Origin of the sequence: Streptacidiphilus sp. P02-A3a, from assembly GCF_014084105.1 — a bacterium.
GTDB lineage: Bacteria > Actinomycetota > Actinomycetes > Streptomycetales > Streptomycetaceae > Streptacidiphilus.
The window spans coordinates 3,205,517-3,223,526 of record NZ_CP048289.1; the positions used below are offsets into that span (position 1 = coordinate 3,205,517).

At 74.3% G+C, this 18,010-nt stretch carries 13 protein-coding genes and 1 pseudogene; 8 read left to right on the forward strand and 6 right to left on the reverse strand.

What is annotated here, in order from left to right:
* Nucleotides 1-124 precede the first annotated feature (124 nt).
* Nucleotides 125-1,129: an adenosyl-hopene transferase HpnH gene (gene hpnH, locus GXP74_RS14570; protein WP_182451910.1), complete on the reverse strand. Its 1,005-nt coding sequence runs from the start codon at nucleotides 1,127-1,129 to the stop codon at nucleotides 125-127.
* 79 nt (nucleotides 1,130-1,208) lie between these two features.
* On the opposite strand from hpnH, the gene GXP74_RS14575 reads away from it, so the two are divergent.
* From GXP74_RS14575 to GXP74_RS14585, 3 genes are all read left to right on the forward strand, one after another.
* Nucleotides 1,209-1,868 carry a TetR/AcrR family transcriptional regulator gene (locus GXP74_RS14575; RefSeq protein ID WP_182451911.1) on the forward strand — a complete coding sequence of 220 codons (660 nt, stop codon included), beginning with the start codon at nucleotides 1,209-1,211 and terminating at the stop codon, nucleotides 1,866-1,868.
* 160 nt (nucleotides 1,869-2,028) lie between these two features.
* Entirely contained in the window at nucleotides 2,029-3,585 is a 1,557-nt protein-coding gene (locus GXP74_RS14580; RefSeq protein WP_182451912.1) for an NAD(P)/FAD-dependent oxidoreductase, read from the forward strand.
* Between the two features lie 40 nt (nucleotides 3,586-3,625).
* A complete protein-coding gene (locus GXP74_RS14585; RefSeq protein WP_182451913.1) occupies nucleotides 3,626-4,534 on the forward strand; it encodes an SDR family oxidoreductase in 909 nt (302 codons plus the stop codon).
* 7 nt (nucleotides 4,535-4,541) lie between these two features.
* Here the strand turns inward: GXP74_RS14585 and GXP74_RS14590 are convergent, their stop codons facing one another.
* The 4 genes from GXP74_RS14590 to GXP74_RS14605 all read right to left on the reverse strand — a co-directional run bounded on the left by GXP74_RS14590 (nucleotide 4,542) and on the right by GXP74_RS14605 (nucleotide 10,940).
* The gene (locus GXP74_RS14590; RefSeq protein WP_182451914.1) at nucleotides 4,542-6,641 is read right to left on the reverse strand and encodes an FUSC family protein; all 2,100 of its coding nucleotides are present in this window, start codon (nucleotides 6,639-6,641) and stop codon (nucleotides 4,542-4,544) included.
* Nucleotides 6,642-6,665: 24 nt separating this feature from the next.
* Complete coding sequence (locus tag GXP74_RS14595; protein WP_182451915.1) at nucleotides 6,666-8,693, reverse strand: CocE/NonD family hydrolase; 2,028 nt, start codon at nucleotides 8,691-8,693, stop codon at nucleotides 6,666-6,668.
* A gap of 25 nt (nucleotides 8,694-8,718) precedes the next feature.
* The gene (locus GXP74_RS14600; protein ID WP_182451916.1) at nucleotides 8,719-10,218 is read right to left on the reverse strand and encodes a peptide MFS transporter; all 1,500 of its coding nucleotides are present in this window, start codon (nucleotides 10,216-10,218) and stop codon (nucleotides 8,719-8,721) included.
* A 125-nt stretch (nucleotides 10,219-10,343) separates the two neighbouring features.
* Nucleotides 10,344-10,940 carry a histidine phosphatase family protein gene (locus GXP74_RS14605; RefSeq protein ID WP_182451917.1) on the reverse strand — a complete coding sequence of 199 codons (597 nt, stop codon included), beginning with the start codon at nucleotides 10,938-10,940 and terminating at the stop codon, nucleotides 10,344-10,346.
* 176 nt (nucleotides 10,941-11,116) lie between these two features.
* Between GXP74_RS14605 and pcaH the strand changes: the two genes are divergently transcribed.
* The 5 genes and pseudogenes from pcaH to GXP74_RS14630 all read left to right on the forward strand — a co-directional run bounded on the left by pcaH (nucleotide 11,117) and on the right by GXP74_RS14630 (nucleotide 16,274).
* Nucleotides 11,117-11,932: a protocatechuate 3,4-dioxygenase subunit beta gene (pcaH, locus tag GXP74_RS14610; RefSeq protein WP_182451918.1), complete on the forward strand. Its 816-nt coding sequence runs from the start codon at nucleotides 11,117-11,119 to the stop codon at nucleotides 11,930-11,932.
* Nucleotides 11,929-12,492: a protocatechuate 3,4-dioxygenase subunit alpha gene (gene pcaG, locus GXP74_RS14615; protein ID WP_225447933.1), complete on the forward strand. Its 564-nt coding sequence runs from the start codon at nucleotides 11,929-11,931 to the stop codon at nucleotides 12,490-12,492. The genes pcaH and pcaG overlap by 4 nt, the downstream gene beginning before the upstream one ends.
* Nucleotides 12,476-13,858 carry a 3-carboxy-cis,cis-muconate cycloisomerase gene (gene pcaB, locus GXP74_RS14620; RefSeq protein WP_225447934.1) on the forward strand — a complete coding sequence of 461 codons (1,383 nt, stop codon included), beginning with the start codon at nucleotides 12,476-12,478 and terminating at the stop codon, nucleotides 13,856-13,858. Before pcaG ends, pcaB begins: the two co-directional genes overlap by 17 nt.
* Nucleotides 13,855-15,080: pseudogene (pcaC, locus tag GXP74_RS14625) on the forward strand (4-carboxymuconolactone decarboxylase). Before pcaB ends, pcaC begins: the two are co-directional and overlap by 4 nt.
* A gap of 18 nt (nucleotides 15,081-15,098) precedes the next feature.
* Nucleotides 15,099-16,274, forward strand: coding sequence for a 4-hydroxybenzoate 3-monooxygenase (locus GXP74_RS14630; RefSeq protein WP_182451919.1), 1,176 nt, complete (start codon nucleotides 15,099-15,101; stop codon nucleotides 16,272-16,274).
* 2 nt (nucleotides 16,275-16,276) lie between these two features.
* On the opposite strand, the gene GXP74_RS14635 is transcribed toward GXP74_RS14630, so the two are convergent.
* Nucleotides 16,277-17,938: an IclR family transcriptional regulator C-terminal domain-containing protein gene (locus tag GXP74_RS14635; protein ID WP_182451920.1), complete on the reverse strand. Its 1,662-nt coding sequence runs from the start codon at nucleotides 17,936-17,938 to the stop codon at nucleotides 16,277-16,279.
* Between the last annotated feature and the right edge of the window lie 72 nt (nucleotides 17,939-18,010).

The window sequence follows — 18,010 nt, forward strand, 5'->3', positions numbered from 1 at the left end:
TCCCTCGCCGAGCGGGCCGGGCCCGCTGAGGTCGACACATCGTAGTGACGGCTTGCCACTGGGTACCAGTTGTGGACGAACGACCGGTCGGCCCGGCCGCCGGTCGTTCGTCCCACGGGGCTGGTCAGCCCGCGGTGAGGGCCCGCAGGCTCTCCTTGAGCGAACCCATGGTCGCCAGCACCGCCGTCGGCTCGTAGCCGCAGTGCGCCATGCAGTTGTCGCAGCGCGGGTCCTTGCCGCGGCCGTAGTTCTCCCAGTCGGTGGTCTCCAGCAGCTCCTTGTAGGTCTCGGTGTAACCGTCGGCCATCAGGTAGCAGGGCTTCTGCCAGCCCTTGAGGGAGTACGACGGGATCGCCCACGGCGTGCACTCGAAGTCGGTCTTCCCCTCCAGGAAGTCGAGGTAGAGCGCCGAGTGGTTGAGCCGCCAGCCCTTGCGGCGGCCGTCCGCGAACGCCTTCTTGAACAGCTGCCTGGTCTGCTCCACCCCGAGGAAGCGGTCCTGGTCAGGGGCCTTCTCATAGGCGTAACCGGGAGAGATCTGCATCCGGTCGACCTTCAGGTCGTCATTGAGGTACTGGAGCACCTCGATCACGTCCTGCGGGCTGTCGTTGTTGAAGAAGGTGGAGTTGGTGTAAACGGCGAACCCGGCCGCCTTGGCCTCCTTGATCGCGGCGATGGCCTGGTCGAACACGCCGACCTTGCTCACCGACTCGTCGTGCCGCTCGCGCAGCCCGTCGATGTGGACCATCCAGGCGAAGTTCCGGTGCGGCTTGAACTTGTGCAGGTGCTTCGGCAGCAGCACGGCATTCGTGCAGAGCACCACGAACTTGCCCTTGTCCAGCAGCGCCCTGGTCATCTCGTCGATCTGCGGATGCATCAACGGCTCGCCGCCGGCCAGGGAGACCATCGGCGCGCCCGCCTCCTCGACGGCGTCGACGACCTGCTGCACCGGCATGCGCTGCTTCAGTACGCTGGCCGGGTGCTGGATCTTGCCGCAGCCCGCGCAGGCGAGATTGCACGCGAAAAGGGGTTCGACCTCGACGATCAACGGGAACTTGTCCCGACGCAGGAGCTTCTGCTTGAGGAGGTATGTGCCCATTTTGATGGTCAGATTAAGTGGGAGTCCCATGATCCATGTCTCCGTTCCCCCGGGCCCCGGGATCGAGGCCCTCCACTAACATACAGACTGTATGGAACAGGATGAAGGTATGTCGGTACCCCGGATACGGCGGAGTCGTCGCGCGGACCATGTCGCGGACACCCGGCGCGCGCTGGTGTGCGCCGCGCGTGAGCTCTTCGCGGAACGCGGCTACGCCGCCACCGGTACCGAGGACATCGTGGCCGCCGCCAACGTCACCCGTGGTGCGCTCTACCACCACTTCAAGGACAAGGCCGACCTGTTCCGGGCGGTGATGGCCGAGTGCGCCAGCGAGATGGCCGAGCGCCTGGTGGCGCAGGAGACCGCCCGCGCCGAGCAGGAGCAGGGCGACGCCTGGCAGCTGCTGCGCAGCGGCTTCCAGTCCTTCCTGGACGCCTGCAACGACCGGGACTTCCAGCGGATCGTGCTGGTCGAGGGCCCGGCCGTACTCGGCCACAGCGCCTGGGACGCGCTGGTGGAGGAGCACGGCTACCTGCTGCTGGCGGAGGCCCTGACCGAGGCCATCGCCGAGGGGAACATCGAGCCGCTGCCGGTCGGGCCGCTGACCCGGATGCTGGCCGCGCTGATCTCCGAGGCCAGTCTGTACATCGCCCGCGCCGAGGACCACGTCCGGGCCCGCGAGGAGGCCGGACTGGTGCTGGAGCGGCTGCTCGCCGGACTCGGCCGTACCCCGGGCGTGTCGCTGGGCCGGATGGAGTCGGTGCGCTGACCACCGGGTGAGCGCGCCCCGGTGCCTTCCGCCGCGTCGTTCGTTGGGCCATTCGAGCGACCCGGACCCTTCCCGTGCCGGACCGGGTGCCCTACTCTCCTGATTGTGCCACTGATTACTGGCACAATCAGTGATGTCGAAAACGGCAGGAGGCACCCCGATGGCGCGACGTGAAACGGCGGACCCGCAGACGGCCGACGTCCAGGCACCCGGTCCGGACGGCGAGGTCCAGCACGTCCGGGTGGCGGTCATCGGCTCCGGCTTCGGCGGCCTCGGCGCGGCGGTGCGGCTGCGGGCGGAGGGGATCACCGACTTCGTGGTGCTGGAGCGGGCGGCCTCGGTCGGCGGGACCTGGCGCGACAACAGCTACCCGGGCTGTGCCTGCGACGTCCCCTCGCACCTGTACTCGTTCTCCTTCGCGCCCAACCCGGACTGGCCGCGCACCTTCTCCGGCCAGCCGGAGATCCGCGCCTACCTGGAGCGGATCGCCGACCGCTTCCGGCTCCGCGACCACCTGCGCTTCAACCACGAGGTGCTGAGCGCCCGTTGGGACGCCGCCGGGGGCTCCTGGGAGGTGCGCACCAGCCAGGGCCGCTACCGCGCGGACGTGCTGGTCGCCGCCTGCGGCCCGCTGTCCGACCCGTCCGTGCCCGACCTGCCCGGACTCGACGGGTTCCCCGGCGAGGTCTTCCACTCCGCCCGCTGGGACCACGACTACCAGCTGGCCGGGAAGCGGGTCGCGGTGGTCGGCACCGGTGCCTCCGCGATCCAGATCATCCCGCAGATCCAGCCCCAGGTGGACCGGCTGGTGGTGCTCCAGCGCACGCCGCCGTGGGTGATGCCGCGGATGGACCGCGACATCACCGCCGTCGAGCGCTGGGTCTACCGCCGCTTCCCCGCCACCCAGCGGGCCCTGCGCGCCGCGCTGTGGGGCCTGCGCGAGTACCAGGTCGGGGCGTTCGTGAAGCGCCCCGGGCTGCTCCGGGCCGCCGAGGCGATGGCCAAGCGCAACATCGACCAGCACGTCGCCGATCCGGCGCTGCGCGCCAAGCTCACCCCCCGCTACCGCTTCGGCTGCAAGCGGGTGCTGCTGTCGAACACGTACTACCCGGCGCTGTCCCGGCCCAACGTCGACGTGGTCGCCTCCGGCCTGAAGGAGGTGCGCGGCAGCACCGTGGTCGCCGCCGACGGCACCGAGCACGAGGTCGACGCCATCGTCTTCAGCACCGGCTTCCACGTCACCGACATGCCGATCGGCTCACGGATCACCGGCACGGCCGGGCGCACCCTGGCCGAGGAGTGGAAGGACGGCATGGCCGCGCTGCGGGGCACCACCGTCAGCGGGTTCCCCAACCTGCTGATGGTCATCGGTCCCAACACCGGCCTGGGCAACAGCTCGATGGTGCTGATGATCGAGTCGCAGCTGAACTACCTGGCGGACTTCATGCGCAGCCTGGAGGCGCCCGGACTGCTCGCGCTCGACCCGACCGCGGGCGCCCAGCGCCGCTGGAACGACGACGTCCAGCGGCGGATGGCCAGGACCGTGTGGACCACCGGCGGCTGCCAGAGCTGGTACCTGGACGCCAACGGGCGCAACACCTCGCTCTGGCCGGGCACCACCGCGCACTTCCGCCGGGAGACCCGCCGGGTGGACCTCGCCGAGTACGACCGGATCAGCGTGGCCGCCCCGGCGGCGGCCGAGCCCGCCCGCGCCTGACCCCGCCGCCCCGCCCATCCCAGTCCGAGAGGAACCACCCGTGAGTGAAGCACCCAGCAGCAGGAACTCCCTGGCCGGCCAGGTCGCCGTGGTCACCGGAGCCGCCCGGGGCGTCGGCGCGGAGCTGGCGCGCGCCCTCGCCGCGCGCGGCGCCCGGGTCGCGCTGATCGGCCTGGAGCCGGACGAACTGGCCGCCACCGCGGCCGACTGCGGCCCCGACGCCGCCTGGTGGGAGGCCGACGTCACCGACCTGGCGGCGATGACCTCGGTCGCCGAGCGGGTCAGCGCACACTACGGCCGGGTCGACGTGGTCGTCGCCAACGCCGGGATCGCGGCCGGCGGGCTGTTCCAGGACTCCGACCCGGACGTCTGGCGCCGGGTGGTGGAGGTGAACCTGCTCGGCAGCGTCACCACCGCCCGGGCCTTCCTGCCCGCGCTGGTCGCCGCGCGCGGCTACCTGCTGCAGATCGCCTCGCTCGCGGCGCTCACCCCCGCGCCGCTGATGACCGCCTACTGCGCCAGCAAGTCCGGGGTGGAGGCCTTCGCCCACGCGCTCCGCTCGGAGGTCGCCAACCAGGGCGTGCGGGTCGGCGTCGGCTACCTGAGCTGGACCGACACCGACATGGTGCGCGGCGCGGACGAGGACGAGGTGATGCGCGACATGCGCGCGTCCCTGCCCTGGCCGACCAACCGCACCTACCCGCTGGCCCCGGCGGTGGAGCGGATCGCCGACGGCGTCGCCCGCCGCTCGGTCCACGTCTACGCCCAGGGCTGGCTGCGCGGCTACCAGCTGATCCGGGGCCAGATCCCGCTGTTCCTCGGCCGGTTCGCGCCGCTGAGGCTGCGGGCGCTGGAGCCGAGGCTGCGGGCCACCGCCGACGCCCGGCGCGGACTGGTCGGCCGGGGCGGCGCGGCGGACGAGGCGGCCCGGAAGGCCCGTCAGCTCTGAGGAACGGTCAGGAGTTCAGCGCGGAGTCCAGCCCCTCCAGCGCCTCGACCAGCAGCCCGGCGTCGCGGTAGACCAGGTCCGCCGCGCCGCCGGGCTCGTCGGCCGGGTCGGCGGCGGGGGTGGGCAGCCACTGCGCCCACTGCTCGTAGTGGTCCCGCAGCGCGTGCAGGTCCACCGGCTCGTCGGCCCGGATCGCCCGCGCCGCCGCCGCGGTCTGCTCGCGCAGCACCTCGGCGAACTCGGCCGCGCCGGGGACCGGCGACGACTGCGGCGGCGGCAGGTGCGCCTCCATCAGCATGGTGGTGCGCCCCAGCGCCGCCATCGCCGAGCGGGCGTCGGCGAGCTGGGCGGTGTGCAGGCCCCGGTGCCGGACCGGCTCGCCGGCCGCCTGCTCGCTGGCGGTGAGCAGCTCGGCCCGGGTCTGCCGGTGCTCCAGCAGCGCCGCGCGCAGCAGCGCCCGGCTGTGCTCGGTGGGTTCGGCGTAGGCGTCGACCGCCGCCGCCGAGTACCGGCCCCCGGCCTCGACGTAGGCGGCGAGCCGGTCCGGCAGTCGCACCGTCTGCCAGGTCGGGAACACCGCGTAGGCGATCAGCGCCAGCAGCCCGCCGAGCAGCGTCAGCAGCACCCGGTCCTCGACCGTCGAGGTGTTCGCCTCGCCGCCCATGGCCAGCAGGAACACCACGTAGCCGGTGATGCAGGTGCTCATCGCCGCGTAGCCGGTGCGCATCAGCAGGTAGGCGCCGCCGATGCTGACCACCGCCAGACCGGCGCAGATCCAGGCGGAGGGGTGGGTCAGCCGGATGATCCCGGTGGCCACGACCACCCCCAGCACCGTGCCCGCGAGCCGGGCCACACCCCGGGCGTAGGTCTGCGAGAAGTCCGGGCGCATCACCATCACCGCGGTCATCGGCGCCCAGTAGCCGTGCTGGAACGGCAGCGAGCGGCCCAGGATCTCGCCGACGGCGGCGACCACCCCGACCCGGACCGCGTGCCGCAGCACCGGCGAGGACCAGTTCCAGTGCCGCCGCAGGGCGTGCGGCAGCACCGGCAGCAGCTGCCGCAGCCCGGGCCGGGACAGGTGCCCCGGGGCATTGGCCTCGCCGTGCACCGGGTCGCCCCGGTCCACCGCCTCCACCGCGTCCGAGGCCTCCGCGAGCAGTCCGATCAGCCGCAGCGCCGCCTGCCGCCCGGCGCCGTCGAGCACCGGTCCGGAGCCGGGTACGGTCAGCGCCCGGTAGGTGCGCTCGGCGATCGGCGCGGGTCGGCCGCTGCGGATGGAGCGGGCGATCGCGTCCAGGATCTCCGCCGCCGCGCCCATCAGCTCCCGGGCCCGGTCCCGCTGCGGGCCCTCCTCGGCGGCGCCCACCCGGGGGTCGGCCATCGCCGCCAGCACCGGTCGTATCCGCTCCGCGTAGCTGCGCATCCCGGCGAGCTCGGACGGGCGGCGGCGGGCCTGGGCGGGGGTGAGCTCGGCGGCCCGGCGGGCGTTCATCAGCGGGTCGGGGTCGAACGAGGCGAAGGGGTCGTGCCGCAGCCGCCGCGCGTAGTGCGCCAGCGAGGCGTAGGCGTCGGCCAGGGCGTCCCGGCGGGCGCCCCAGCGGCGTCCGGGCCAGATGGCGGCCAGGGTCGCCTGGACCACGCCGCCGAGGGCGATCACCCCGGCGTGCTCCAGCGCCTCCGGCACGTTCTCCGGCAGGGTGACGACGATCAGCATCACCGAGACGGTGGTGGACGCGACCACCCCGGCGGTCTGGCCCAGCGCCCAGGCGAGCCCGGCGGTGAACGCCCACAGCCCGAGCACCACCACGTACAGCGGCGGCCAGGGGGAGGCCAGGTAGCCGACGAAGGAGCTGGCGGACAGCCCGGCCGCGGCGTACAGCGCGAGCACCGGGCGCGGGCGGAAGCTGCGCTGGTAGCTGGCGGTCCCGGCGATGAACGCGCCGAGCGCGGCCGAGGTGGCCAGGCCGGTCTCGCCCAGCGCGAGCGCGCCGAACAGCACGATGGCCACGCCGAGCATCCCGCGCAGCACCTGGAACGGCTCGGTGACGGTCCGCTCCAGGTGCAGGCCGGAGCGGAGGGTGGACTTGAGAGCCGGTGACCAGGGCATGTGACGAGCCTAGAGGGTGTCGGGCTATCCCTGGGTGCGCGGGACGCGGCGCTCCCAGCGGCGCCGGAACAGTACCGTTCCGCCCTCCTCGGCGGTGAGCTGATTGTCGGTCAGGAAATGCGTGGCGTCGGCGCTGATCTCGGAACGGGTGGTGATCCGCACGTCCCAGGCGAACTCGGCGCGGCGCAGGCCCACCGTCCAGTCCGAGCGGGTGCGGGCGCTGAGCGGGTCGTCCGCGCGCACGGCGTAGTGCTCCAGGGCGTCCTCGGTGAACTCCAGGCCGTCCGGGTAGCGGCGCGAGCCGCCGTAGCGGGGGTCGACGTCCAGGGTCCACTCGCGGGTGGCGACGTCGTGCCGGACCAGGCGCTCCGGGCGCGGCTCGGCGGGCTCGTCGAAGACCACGCCGAGCGGCGGGGCCTGCTCGGGTGCGCCGAACACGATCGGCGGGCGCCCCCGGTCGGCGCCGGGGTCGCGCACCGGCAGCAGCAGCGCGCTGCCCCGCGGGTGGACGGTGAAGCCGAGGGCGGATCCCGGGTGCGGCCAGACCCACGGCCAGTAGGCGGAGGAGACCGCCAGCCGCAGCCGGTGCCCGGGCGGGAAGGCGTGGGCGATGCCGACCAGGTCGAAGCCGACGTCCTCGGTGGCGTCCGGGGTCCAGGCGGTGGTGCGGTCCCGGCCCCGGCGCGCGAGCAGGTTCAGCACGCCCCGGGTGACCAGGGTGGACGAGCCGTCCGGGGCGACGTCGCAGAGCCGGGCGACCACCTGGCCGCGGGTACCGGGGCAGGTCAGCCGCAGCCGTACCCGGGCGTTGCCGAGCACCTCGATCCGCCCCGGCAGCGGCGCCGAGTCGAAGCAGACGGAGCGGCCGTCCTCCTCCCGCTGGTCCGGCGGCAGGTCGGTGGCGTTGCCGAAGGGGAAGAAGCGGCCCGCGTCCACGCCGGTGTGCTGCGGAGAGACCACCGGCACCGGGCCCGGGCAGGAGGCCCGGAGCGTGCCGTCGAGCCGGTAGGTCCGGGTGCTGACGGCGGGCGAGGGCCAGGAGTCCTCGCCGACCCAGCGCCCGGGGCGCTCCGGGTAGCTGGTGGCGGGCGGCACCGACTCGTTCATCCAGACCCGCAGCAGCGGCTCGTCCAGCACGTCGCGCGGGCCCGGGTCGTCCTTGAGCCAGCGGTCCCACCAGCGCAGGGTCTCCTGCAGGAAGCCGATCGCCGGGCCCGGCGGCAGGTCCCGGTCGGGGTACTGGTGCGACCAGGGGCCGATGATGCCGCGCGTCGGCGCGTCCAGGTGCCGGGCCAGCCGGAACACCGTGTCCCGGTAGGGGTCGGCCCAACCGCCGACGGCCAGCACCGCCGCCCTGATCGCGGAGTAGTCCTCGCAGACGCTGCCGTGCCGCCAGTAGCCGTCCCTGGTCTGGTGGTCGAGCCAGGTGTGGATCAGCGGGTCCAGGTGCTCCAGCCGTTCCAGCCACAGCTCCCGCCAGCGCTCCCCGACGAACTTCGGGTCCGGCGGGCGGGCGGCGAACGCCAGCATGGTCGCCGACCAGGCGTGCATGTCGACCGCCAGCACCGAGCCGCCGAGGTAGTGCACGTCGTTGTCGTAGCGGTCGTCGGTGGAGCAGACGGTGACGATCGCCCGCAGCGGTTCGGGCGCGAGCGCGGCCAGTTGCAGGCTGTTGAAGCCGCCCCAGGAGATCCCGAACATGCCGACCCGGCCGCTGCACCAGGGCTGCTCCGCCAGCCAGTGGATCACCGCGACGCCGTCGGCCAGCTCGGTCCGGTCGTACTCGTCGCCGGGCAGGCCCTCGGAGTTGCCGTGGCCGCGGACGTCCACCCGCACCGAGGCGTAGCCGTGTCCGGCGTACCAGGGGTGGCGCTGGGCGTCGCGCGGCGCGGTCCAGTCGCTCAGCCGGTACGGCAGGTACTCCAGCAGCGCCGGTACCGGCAGGTCGGTGACCGGGCGCCAGATCCGGGCGTACAGGGCGGTGCCGTCGGGCAGCGGGACGGTGGTGTCCTCGCGGACCGTCCGGTGGGGGAGGTCTTCGCGGTAGCGCACGGGGGTCCCTTCGGGGCGGGCGGGATCAGCGGACGGGGGCCATGGTGCGGCGCAGCCACGGCCCGGCGGCGATCACGGCGAGGCCGACCACCACCACGAAGCCGCCGTTCAGCGCGAAGTACCTGGGGTAGGAGAGCACCCCGTACAGCTTCACCACCTGCGCCTGGAGGCCGTTGGCCAGGGCGATGGAGAGGAACCACAGGGCCATGGCCTGGCTGCTGAACGCGGCCGGGGCGAGCTTGGTGGTGGCCGACATGCCGGTGGTCTCCAGCAGGATGTCGCCGAGGCCGAGCACCAGGTAGCTGACGATCAGCCAGAGCCCGGACATCATCCAGTCGCCGCTGCGGTCGGTGGTGGCCGGGACCATGATCAGGAAGGACACCCCGCCGAGGATCACCCCGTAGGCGATCTTGTTGGAGGCGTGCGGCTGCCGGTGCCCGAGCCTGGTCCAGACGGCGGCGACCACCGGGGCCAGCGCCACCTCGGCCACCCCGAGCACCGAGCCGTACCAGGAGGAGGGGAACTGCCAGCCGAACAGGCTGGTGTCGGCGTGGTTCAGGGCGAGCAGGTTCATCGTCGAGTACGACTGGAACAGCACCAGGTTGAACGCCACCGAGGAGCCGAACAGCACCAGGTACGGGCGCAGTCGGCCGCGTTCGTCGGCGGTGACCCGGGGGCTGCGGAACAGGAAGCCGAAGTAGGCGACCGGGGCCAGCACCGAGGCGGCGGTGACCAGGTCCACGGTCAGGTCCATGGTCAGCACCCCGGCCAGGGCCAGCGCCGCGAACAGCAGCACCACGGCGGCGGCCCCGGCGGCGATCAGCCGCAGCGTCCGCCGCATCGCCGGGGCCGGGACGGCGGACTCCGCGCCGTCCCGGCGCCCGGCCAGGTGCCGGCGGCCGAGCACGTACTGGACGATGCCGAAGGTCATGCCGACCGCGGCGGCGGAGAAACCCCAGTGGTAGCCGATCTTCTGGCCGAGCCAGCCCGCCACCAGCGGGCCCAGGAACGAGCCGATGTTGATGCCCATGTAGTACAGCGCGAACCCGGCGTCGCGGCGCTCGTCCTCGCTCCGGTACAGCTTGCCGACCAGGGTGGACACGTTGGGCTTGAGCAGGCCGGTGCCGACGATGATCAGGCCGAGGCCGATCCAGGTCATCGAGCTGGCGGGCACGGCCATGGCGTAGTGGCCGAGGGCGATGCAGATGCCGCCGTACAGCACCGACCGGTAGGCGCCGAGGACCCGGTCGGCGAGCCAGCCGCCGCCGACCGAGACCAGGTAGATCAGGGTGCTGTAGGCGGCGTAGACGGAGGAGGCGGTTCCGTCGGACATGCCCAGGCCGCCGTCGGCGACCGACTCGGTGAAGAACAGGGTCAGGATCGCGGTCATGCCGAGGTAGGAGAAGCGCTCCCACATCTCGGTGCCGAAGAGCGTGAGCAGGCCCCGCGGGTGGCCGAAGAAGGCGGTGTCGTCCCCCGGGGGCGGGCCGTCGGCCGGTCGTGGGGTGGCCTCGCTCGCGGTCAAGGGGCTGCCTCCGTTCACGGCGAAGGCGAACCGGTGCCCGTATATCGCCACATATCCGACATCACGCTCATGGGGATACTAGGGCCTGCCGGGCGATTACCGTCGGATCAGCGCGGGCGTCCGTTTCAGCGCGGGCGCTCGTTCCAGGCCGCCACGGCGGGCTGGTCGTGCTCCGCGCCGAGGCGGCTCATGGTGCCGGTGGCCAGCATGAACAGCGCGCCGCAGGCGGGCGGCAGGCCGAGGTAGCGGGCGGTGAACACGCGCAGGAAGTGGGCGTGCGCCACCAGTACCACGTCCTGCGCGCTGCCGCGCAGCGCGGCGTCCACGGTGGCCAGCACCCGGTCGGCGCGGGCGCCGATCTGCGCCGGGGTCTCGCCCGGGTGTCCGGCCGGGCCGGGGGTGACGCCGTCGGTCCACAGGTTCCAGCCGGGCCGGGTGCGGTGGATCTCGACGGTGGTGATCCCCTCGTAGCCGCCGTAGTCCCACTCGTGCATGTCCTCGTCCAGGCGCACCGGGTCGAGCCCGGCCAGCTTCGCGGTGTCCCGGGCCCGGCCCATCGGGCTGACGAGGGTCAGGCCGATGTCGTGCCGTGCCAGCATCGGCGCCAGCGCCCGGGCCTGCGCCTCGCCCTCCGGCAGCAGCGGCATGTCGGTGTAGCTGGTGTGCCTCCCGTCGCGGCTCCACTCGGTCGCACCGTGGCGGATCAGGATCACGTCACCCATGGGAACTGGTACTCCTCGTCGCGTGGCTTGGGACCATCCTCACACGTCCGGTGGCGACGCGGTGGGGGCGGGGCGGCGGGCCGCCGGGGGCGTTGACAGGGGGAGCGGGGCCGGGGCAGACTCGCCCGCAAGGAAAGTGAAGAAAAGTTCACCAGGCGAACAGAATGGCTCCGCGCATGGACAGACCCCGCGCATGGACGGCACCGGCCGGGCAGCCGGCCCAGGACCACCCGCGACCGACCCAGGACCCGCGACCGGCCCAGGCCCGGATCGACCAGCAGATCCGGCGGTACCGGGAGCGCGCGGTGCCGGGCGCGCGGCACCCCGAGCGCGACTACCCGCCGTACCGCAGCAGCGCGGCGCGCTTCCCCCGGCAGCCGCTGGTCGCGCTCGCCGACCCGGAGGCGGTGGAGCTGACCGGGCCGGTCTTCGGCGCCACCGACGTCACCGACCTGGACCACGACCTGACCCGGCAGCACCCCGGGGAGCCGCTGGGGGAGCAGATCACCGTCACCGGACGCGTGCTGGACCGGGCCGGACGGCCGGTACGCCGCCAACTGGTCGAGATCTGGCAGGCCAACGCCTCCGGCCGGTACGCCCATCTGCGTGACCAGCACCCGGCGCCGCTGGACCCCAACTTCACCGGCGTCGGCCGCTGCCTCACCGACGACCGGGGCCGGTACCGGTTCACCACCGTCAAGCCCGGCGCCTACCCCTGGCGCAACCACGACAACGCCTGGCGCCCGGCGCACATCCACTTCTCGCTGTTCGGGACGGCCTTCAGCCAGCGCCTGATCACCCAGATGTACTTCCCCGGCGACCCGCTGTTCCGGTACGACCCGATCATCCAGTCGGTCACCGACGACCGGGCCCGCGAGCGGCTGGTGGCTGCCTACGACCACGACCTGTCGACACCGGAGTTCTCCCTCGGCTACCGCTGGGACATCGTGCTCGACGGACCCGCCGCCACCTGGACGGAGGACAGCGCGTGAGCCCGCAGCTCGAACCCACACCCGCGCAGACCGTCGGGCCGTTCCACGGCTACGCCCTGCCGTTCACCGGCGGCGGCGACCTCGCCCCGGCCGGGCACCCGGACGCCGTCACCTTCCACGGCCTGGTCCTCGACGGGCAGCGGCAGCCGGTACCCGACGCGCTGCTGGAGTTCTGGCAGGCCGCCCCGGACGGCGGCCGGGCCGGGGCCCCCGGCTCGCTCCGGCGCGACCCCACCACCGGCGCCGTCCTCGGCCGCCACGGCCTGGACTTCACCGGCTTCGGCCGGGTCCCCACCGACGCCGACGGCCACTGGGCCGTCCGGACCCTGCCGCCCCCGCCCGAGGCCCCGTACCTCTCGGTCTGCCTCTTCGCGCGCGGGCTGCTGCACCACCTGTTCACCCGGATCTACCTGCCGGGCCAGGACGATCCGCTGCTGGCCGGGCTGCCCGAACAGCGCCGGGCGACGCTGCTGGCCACCGCCGAGGGCGAGCGGCAGTACCGCTTCGACCTCCGCGTCCAGGGCGACCGGGAGACGGTGTTCCTTGACTTCGCCCAGTGACCCCGGAGACCCGTGGCGGGGCCACGACGTCGGGCTGCTCTCCCCGGTCCGGGTCGGCAGCCCGGCCGAGGCGGCGACCGGCGACACCGCCTTCCTGCAGGCCATGCTCGACGCCGAGGCCGCGCTGACCCGGGCCCAGACCACGCTGGGCCTCGCCCCGGCCGGAGCCGGAGCGGCGGTCACCGCCGCGGCCCGGGCCGGGCGCTTCGACGCCCGGGACCTCGCGCTGCGCGCCCGGGCCGGTGGCAACCCGGTGATCCCGCTGGTCGCCGACCTCACCGCGGCGGTACCGGCGGCGGCCAGGCCCTGGGTGCACCGGGGCGCGACCAGCCAGGACATCCTGGACACGGCCGCGGTCCTGGTCGCCCACCGCACGCTGCGGCACCTGCTGGACGACCTCGACCGCACCGCCGCCGCCCTCGCCGGGCTCGCCGCCGCACACCGGGCCAACCCGCTGCCCGGCCGCACACTGACCCAGCACGCGGTACCGACGACCTTCGGCCTCAAGGCGGCCGGCTGGCGCAGCCTCGCCCTGGACGCCCGCGACCGGCTGGCCGCCGTCCGCGACCGGCTGCCCGCCCAACTCGGCGGCGCCGCAGGCACGCTGGCGGCCTTCCAGGCCCTCGGCGGCTCCTCGGACGACGCGCTCGCGCTGGTGGACGCCTTCGCGGCGGAGATGGGCCTGGCCGCGCCCGCACTGCCCTGGCAGGTGCTGCGCACCCCGATCGCCGACCTCGGCTGCGCGCTCGCGCTCACCGCCGGGGCACTCGGCAAGTTCGCCGCGGACGTACTGCTGCTCAGCCGGACCGAGACCGCCGAACTCGCCGAGAGCGGCGGCGGCGGCTCCTCCGCGATGCCGCACAAGGCCAACCCGGTACGGGCCGCGCTGATCGCCGCCACCGCCCGGCAACTCCCGGCACTGGCCGGGGTGCTGCTCGGCTCGCTGGCCGCCGAGGACGAGCGCCCGGCCGGGGCCTGGCACGCCGAGTGGCAGACCCTGCGCGAGGCGCTGCGGCTCACCGGCGGCGCGGCCCGCGCCGCCGCCGAACTCGCCGAGGGGCTGCGGGTGTTCCCCGAACGGATGCGCGCCGACCTGGACCTGACGGACGGTCTGATCGTCTCCGAACGCCTGGCCGCCCGGCTGACGGAACTTCTGGGCCGGTCACCAGCGCGGCAGTTGCTCGCCGAGGCGAGTCGGGCCCGGGCCGAACGCGGCATCCCGCTGCGGCGGACCCTGGCCGACTCCTCGCCGCTGACGGACCATCAACTGAACGACCTGCTGGACCCCGCAGCCTACCTGGGCTCGGCCACCGCCCTCACCGACCGCGCGCTGCGACGCACCCCGGCACCCCAGGACGCACCATGAACACCAGCCTCCCGCACCACCTCGCCGACGGACCGGCGGACGCCCCGGCACTGCTGCTCGGCCCCTCCCTGGGCACCTCCACCGCGCTGTGGCAGGGGATGCTCCCGGCGCTCGCCCGCCACCGCCGGGTGATCCGCTGGGACCTGCCCGGCCACGGCGGCACGCCCAGCAGTGCCCTGCCCGACCCGGCCCCCGGCCGGACCGGCGTCGCCGACCTGGGCGGCCTGGTGCTGGCGCTGGCGGACCGGCTCGGGCTGGAGCGGTTCGACTACGCCGGGGTCTCCCTCGGCGGCGCCGTCGGCGGGTGGCTGGCGGCGCACCACCCGGAGCGGATCTCCTCGCTGGCGCTGATCTGCTCCTCGGCCCGCTTCGGCGAGCCCGGCGACTGGCGGGCCCGGGCCGCCCTGGTCCGCGAGCGCGGCACCGGCGTGCTCGCCGACACCGTGGCCGAACGCTGGTTCACCCCGGCCGGAGCCGCGTCGCCCGCCGCGAAGCGGCTGGTGGACGAGCTGCGGACGGTCGACGCCGACGGCTACGCCGCCTGCTGCGACGCGCTGGCGGGCTACGACCTGCGCCCCGAACTGCACCGGATCAGCGCGCCCACGCTGGTGATCGCCGGACGCGAGGACCCGGCGACCCCGGTCGCCCACGCCCGCGAACTCGCCGACCGGATCCCCGGCGCGGGCCTGCTGGAACTGCCCGCCGCCGCCCACCTGGCCCCGTCGAACAACCCCGCCCGGTCCTCACCGCACTGCTCGGCCACCTCGGCCACCTCGCCGGTCCCGGCCACCTCGGCTCGCCCGGCGGGGTCGGCCACGAGGACGACGGCCGGTCCCGCGGCGAGGCGGTGCGCCGGGCGGTCCTCGGCGACGCGCACGTCGACCGCGCCGCCGCCCGCACCACGGCCTTCACCGCCGACTTCCAGGACCTGATCACCCGCTACGCCTGGGGCGAGATCTGGACCCGCCCCGGCCTGGACCGCCGCACCCGCAGCTGCGTCACGCTCACCGCCTTGGTCGCCCACGGCCACCACGACGAACTCGCCATGCACGTCCGGGCCGCCCTCGGCAACGGCCTGAGCAGGGACGAGATCGGCGAGGTGCTGCTCCAGTGCGCCGTCTACTGCGGCGTCCCGGCCGCCAACGCGGCCTTCGCCGTGGCCCAGCGCGTCCTCGCCGACCTGGACGCCGCCGACCCCGGCCTCCCGTCCGCCACCCCCTGATCTCCGAAGGATCGCCCTATGCACACCACCGTCGGCATCATCGGCGCCGGACCGGCCGGGCTGCTGCTCTCGCAACTGCTGCACCGCCAGGGCATCGACAACGTCGTGCTGGAGTCCCGCGGCCGCGCGTACGTCGAACACCGCCAGCGCGCCGGGATCCTGGAGCAGGGCACCGTCGACGTGCTGCGGGCCAGCGGCGCCGCCGAGCGGATGGACCGTCAGGGGATCCCGCACGCCGGGATCGAGCTGCGCTTCGACCGCGCCGCCCACCGGATCGACTTCCCCTCACTGACCGGCGGGCGGCAGGTGATGGTGTACGCGCAGACCGAGGTCGTCAAGGACCTGATCGCCCTGCGCGAGGCGGCCGGAGGAACCGTGCTGTTCGAGGCCGAGGCCACCGCGGTCACCGGGATCGACGGCGACCACCCCCGGATCGACTACCGCCACCAGGGCGCCGAGCACACCCTCGACTGCGACCTGGTCGTCGCCTGCGACGGCTTCCACGGCATCGGCCGCCACTCCATGCCCGAGGGCCTGCCACGCGTCACCCAGCGCGACCACCCCTTCGCCTGGCTCGGCATCCTCGCCGAAGTACCGCCCTCCTGCCAGGAGTTGATCTACGCCCAGCACGAGCGCGGGTTCGCCCTGCACAGCATGCGCTCGGCCGAGGTGAGTCGGCTCTACCTGCAGGTCGACCCGGACGACCGGATCGAGGCCTGGCCCGACCAGCGGATCTGGGACGAACTCGACACCCGCTTCGCCACCGACGACGGCTGGACCCTGCGGCGCGGGCCGATCACCGAGAAGAGCATCACCCCGATGCGCAGCTTCGTCGCCGAACCCATGCGCCACGGACGGCTGTTCCTCGCCGGGGACGCCGCCCACATCGTGCCGCCCACCGGTGCCAAGGGGCTCAACCTGGCCGTCGCCGACGTCACACTGCTCGCTGCCGCGGTCGCGGCCTGGCAGCGGGACGGCGACCAGTCCCTGCTCGACGGCTACTCGGAGACGGCGCTGCGCCGGGTCTGGCGGGCCGAGCACTTCTCCCACACCATGACCACGCTGCTGCACACCGACCCGGGCGAGGACGAGTTCGACCGCCGCCTGCGGCTGTCGCACCTGCGCTACCTGGCCTCCTCCCCGGCGGCGGCGGCCACGATCGCCGAGAACTACGTCGGGCTGCCACTGACCTGACGTCAGTTCCAGCCGCCAGGACCGGAGTCGACGAAGGTCAGGTCGGTCTCCAGGGCGGCGGCGGCGCGCCGCAGCGGCGGCAGCAACCGGTCCCGGTCCTGCTCCGCCGGGCCCGCCCCCGCGTGGGTGGACACGTTGACGGCGGCCACCACCCGCCCCCGCCGGTCGCGGACCGGGACGGCCAGCGAGCGCAGGCCCTCGGCCAACTCCTGGTCCACCAAGGCCCAGCCGTCGGCGGCCGCGGTGTCCAGCGTCCGCTCCAGCGCGGCGACCGAGCCGACGGTGTGCCGGGTGAGCGGCTCCAGCCGCAGCCGCTCCAGCTCCGCCCGCCGCTCGGCGGGCGGCAGCGCGGACAGCAGCACCCGGCCGAGCGCGGTGGCGTACGCCGGAAAGCGGGTGCCGACGGCGATGTCGACGCTCATGATCCTGCTCGCGGCCACCCGCGCCAGGTAGCGGACGTCCGGGCCGTCCAACACCGCCAGCGAGGCCGACTCGTGCACCTGCTCGACCAGCAGGGCCAGGTGGTCCTGGGCCAGCTCCGGCAGCGTCCGGGCGGACAGGGCCGGGTAGCCCAGCTCCAGTACCCGGGGCAGCAGCCGGAAGTCACGGCCCTCGGCGGCGGCGTAGCCCAGGTGGGTCAGCGTGATCAGGCTGCGCCGGGCGGTGGCCCGGGACAGCCCGGTGGCCTGGGCGGCCCCGGTCAGGGTCAGCCCGTCGCGACGGCCGCCGAGCGCGACCAGCACCGCCAGTCCGCGCGCCAGCGACTGGAGGAAGTCCGGCCCGGGCTCGGCCGGCGCCGGTCGCGTCGTGACGGCCGGGACCGGGCTCGGCTCCGGGGGCGGCGGCAGCTCGCGCAGGGTGGCCGCCATCGCGGCGGCGGTGCCGCGCAGCCGGTCCAGGGCCAGGTCGCGCAGCGAGTCGGCGCTGTGGCGGCTGGTGTGGCTGACCGCGCTGAGCGCGCACAGCACCCGCCCGTCCGGGCCGTGGACCGGGACGGCGAGGGCGACCAGCCCCGGTTCGATCAGCTGGTCGTCGACGGCCCAGCCGCGCGCGCGGGCGCGGCCGGTGGCGGCGGCGAAGGCCGCCGGACCCACCGCGGCCCCCCGGTCGACTGCCGGAAGGGCGGGGAACTGACCCTTGGCTGAACTCTGCTGATGCTGTGTCAGCCATTCCTGGTGCTGCTCAGGGGTCCAGTCGACGGCGAACAGGGCGCCCGGGGCGCAGCGTTCGGGCGGCAGCAGGTCGCCGACCCGGAACGCCACCGACATCGTCCGCCGCCGCACGGCCTGGCTGACGAAGCGGACGGCGGTCCGGTCCGGCACCGCCAGGGACACCGACTCGTCCAGCTCGTCCGCGAGTTGACGGACCGTCGGATCGAACAGGCCGGGCAGTCCGGAGCAGCTCAGGTAGGCGTCACCGAGTTCCGCCAGCCGGGGCGCGGTGCTCAGATCCCGGCCGTCGCCGCGCAGGTAGCCCAGCTGGAGCAGGGTGCTGACGATCCGGTCCACGGTGGCCCGGGCCAGGCCGGTCTCCCGGACCAGGTCGCTGGCGCGGGTCCGGCCGCGCGGGGCGGCGCCGAGCGCGCGCAGCACCGCCAGACCGCGTTCCAGCGGTCCGACCGCCTCCTCGGGCGGGGCGTCGGCGACCCCGGACTGCGGCGGCATCTGGTCCCTCCTCGGCTGCGGTCGCCTCGCTCGGCCAGCCAACCGTACCTGGTCAGGCGGGTGCAGCCGCCG

Bases quoted from the DNA above. Each gene is read 5' to 3' on its own strand.
- hpnH (WP_182451910.1), bottom strand. From the start codon at position 1,129: ATGGGACTCCCACTTAATCTGACCATCAAAATGGGCACATACCTCCTC.
- GXP74_RS14575 (WP_182451911.1), top strand. From the start codon at position 1,209: ATGTCGGTACCCCGGATACGGCGGAGTCGTCGCGCGGACCATGTCGCG.
- GXP74_RS14580 (WP_182451912.1), top strand. From the start codon at position 2,029: ATGGCGCGACGTGAAACGGCGGACCCGCAGACGGCCGACGTCCAGGCA.
- GXP74_RS14590 (WP_182451914.1), bottom strand. From the start codon at position 6,641: ATGCCCTGGTCACCGGCTCTCAAGTCCACCCTCCGCTCCGGCCTGCAC.
- GXP74_RS14605 (WP_182451917.1), bottom strand. From the start codon at position 10,940: ATGGGTGACGTGATCCTGATCCGCCACGGTGCGACCGAGTGGAGCCGC.
- pcaH (WP_182451918.1), top strand. From the start codon at position 11,117: ATGGACAGACCCCGCGCATGGACGGCACCGGCCGGGCAGCCGGCCCAG.
- GXP74_RS14630 (WP_182451919.1), top strand. From the start codon at position 15,099: ATGCACACCACCGTCGGCATCATCGGCGCCGGACCGGCCGGGCTGCTG.
- GXP74_RS14635 (WP_182451920.1), bottom strand. From the start codon at position 17,938: ATGCCGCCGCAGTCCGGGGTCGCCGACGCCCCGCCCGAGGAGGCGGTC.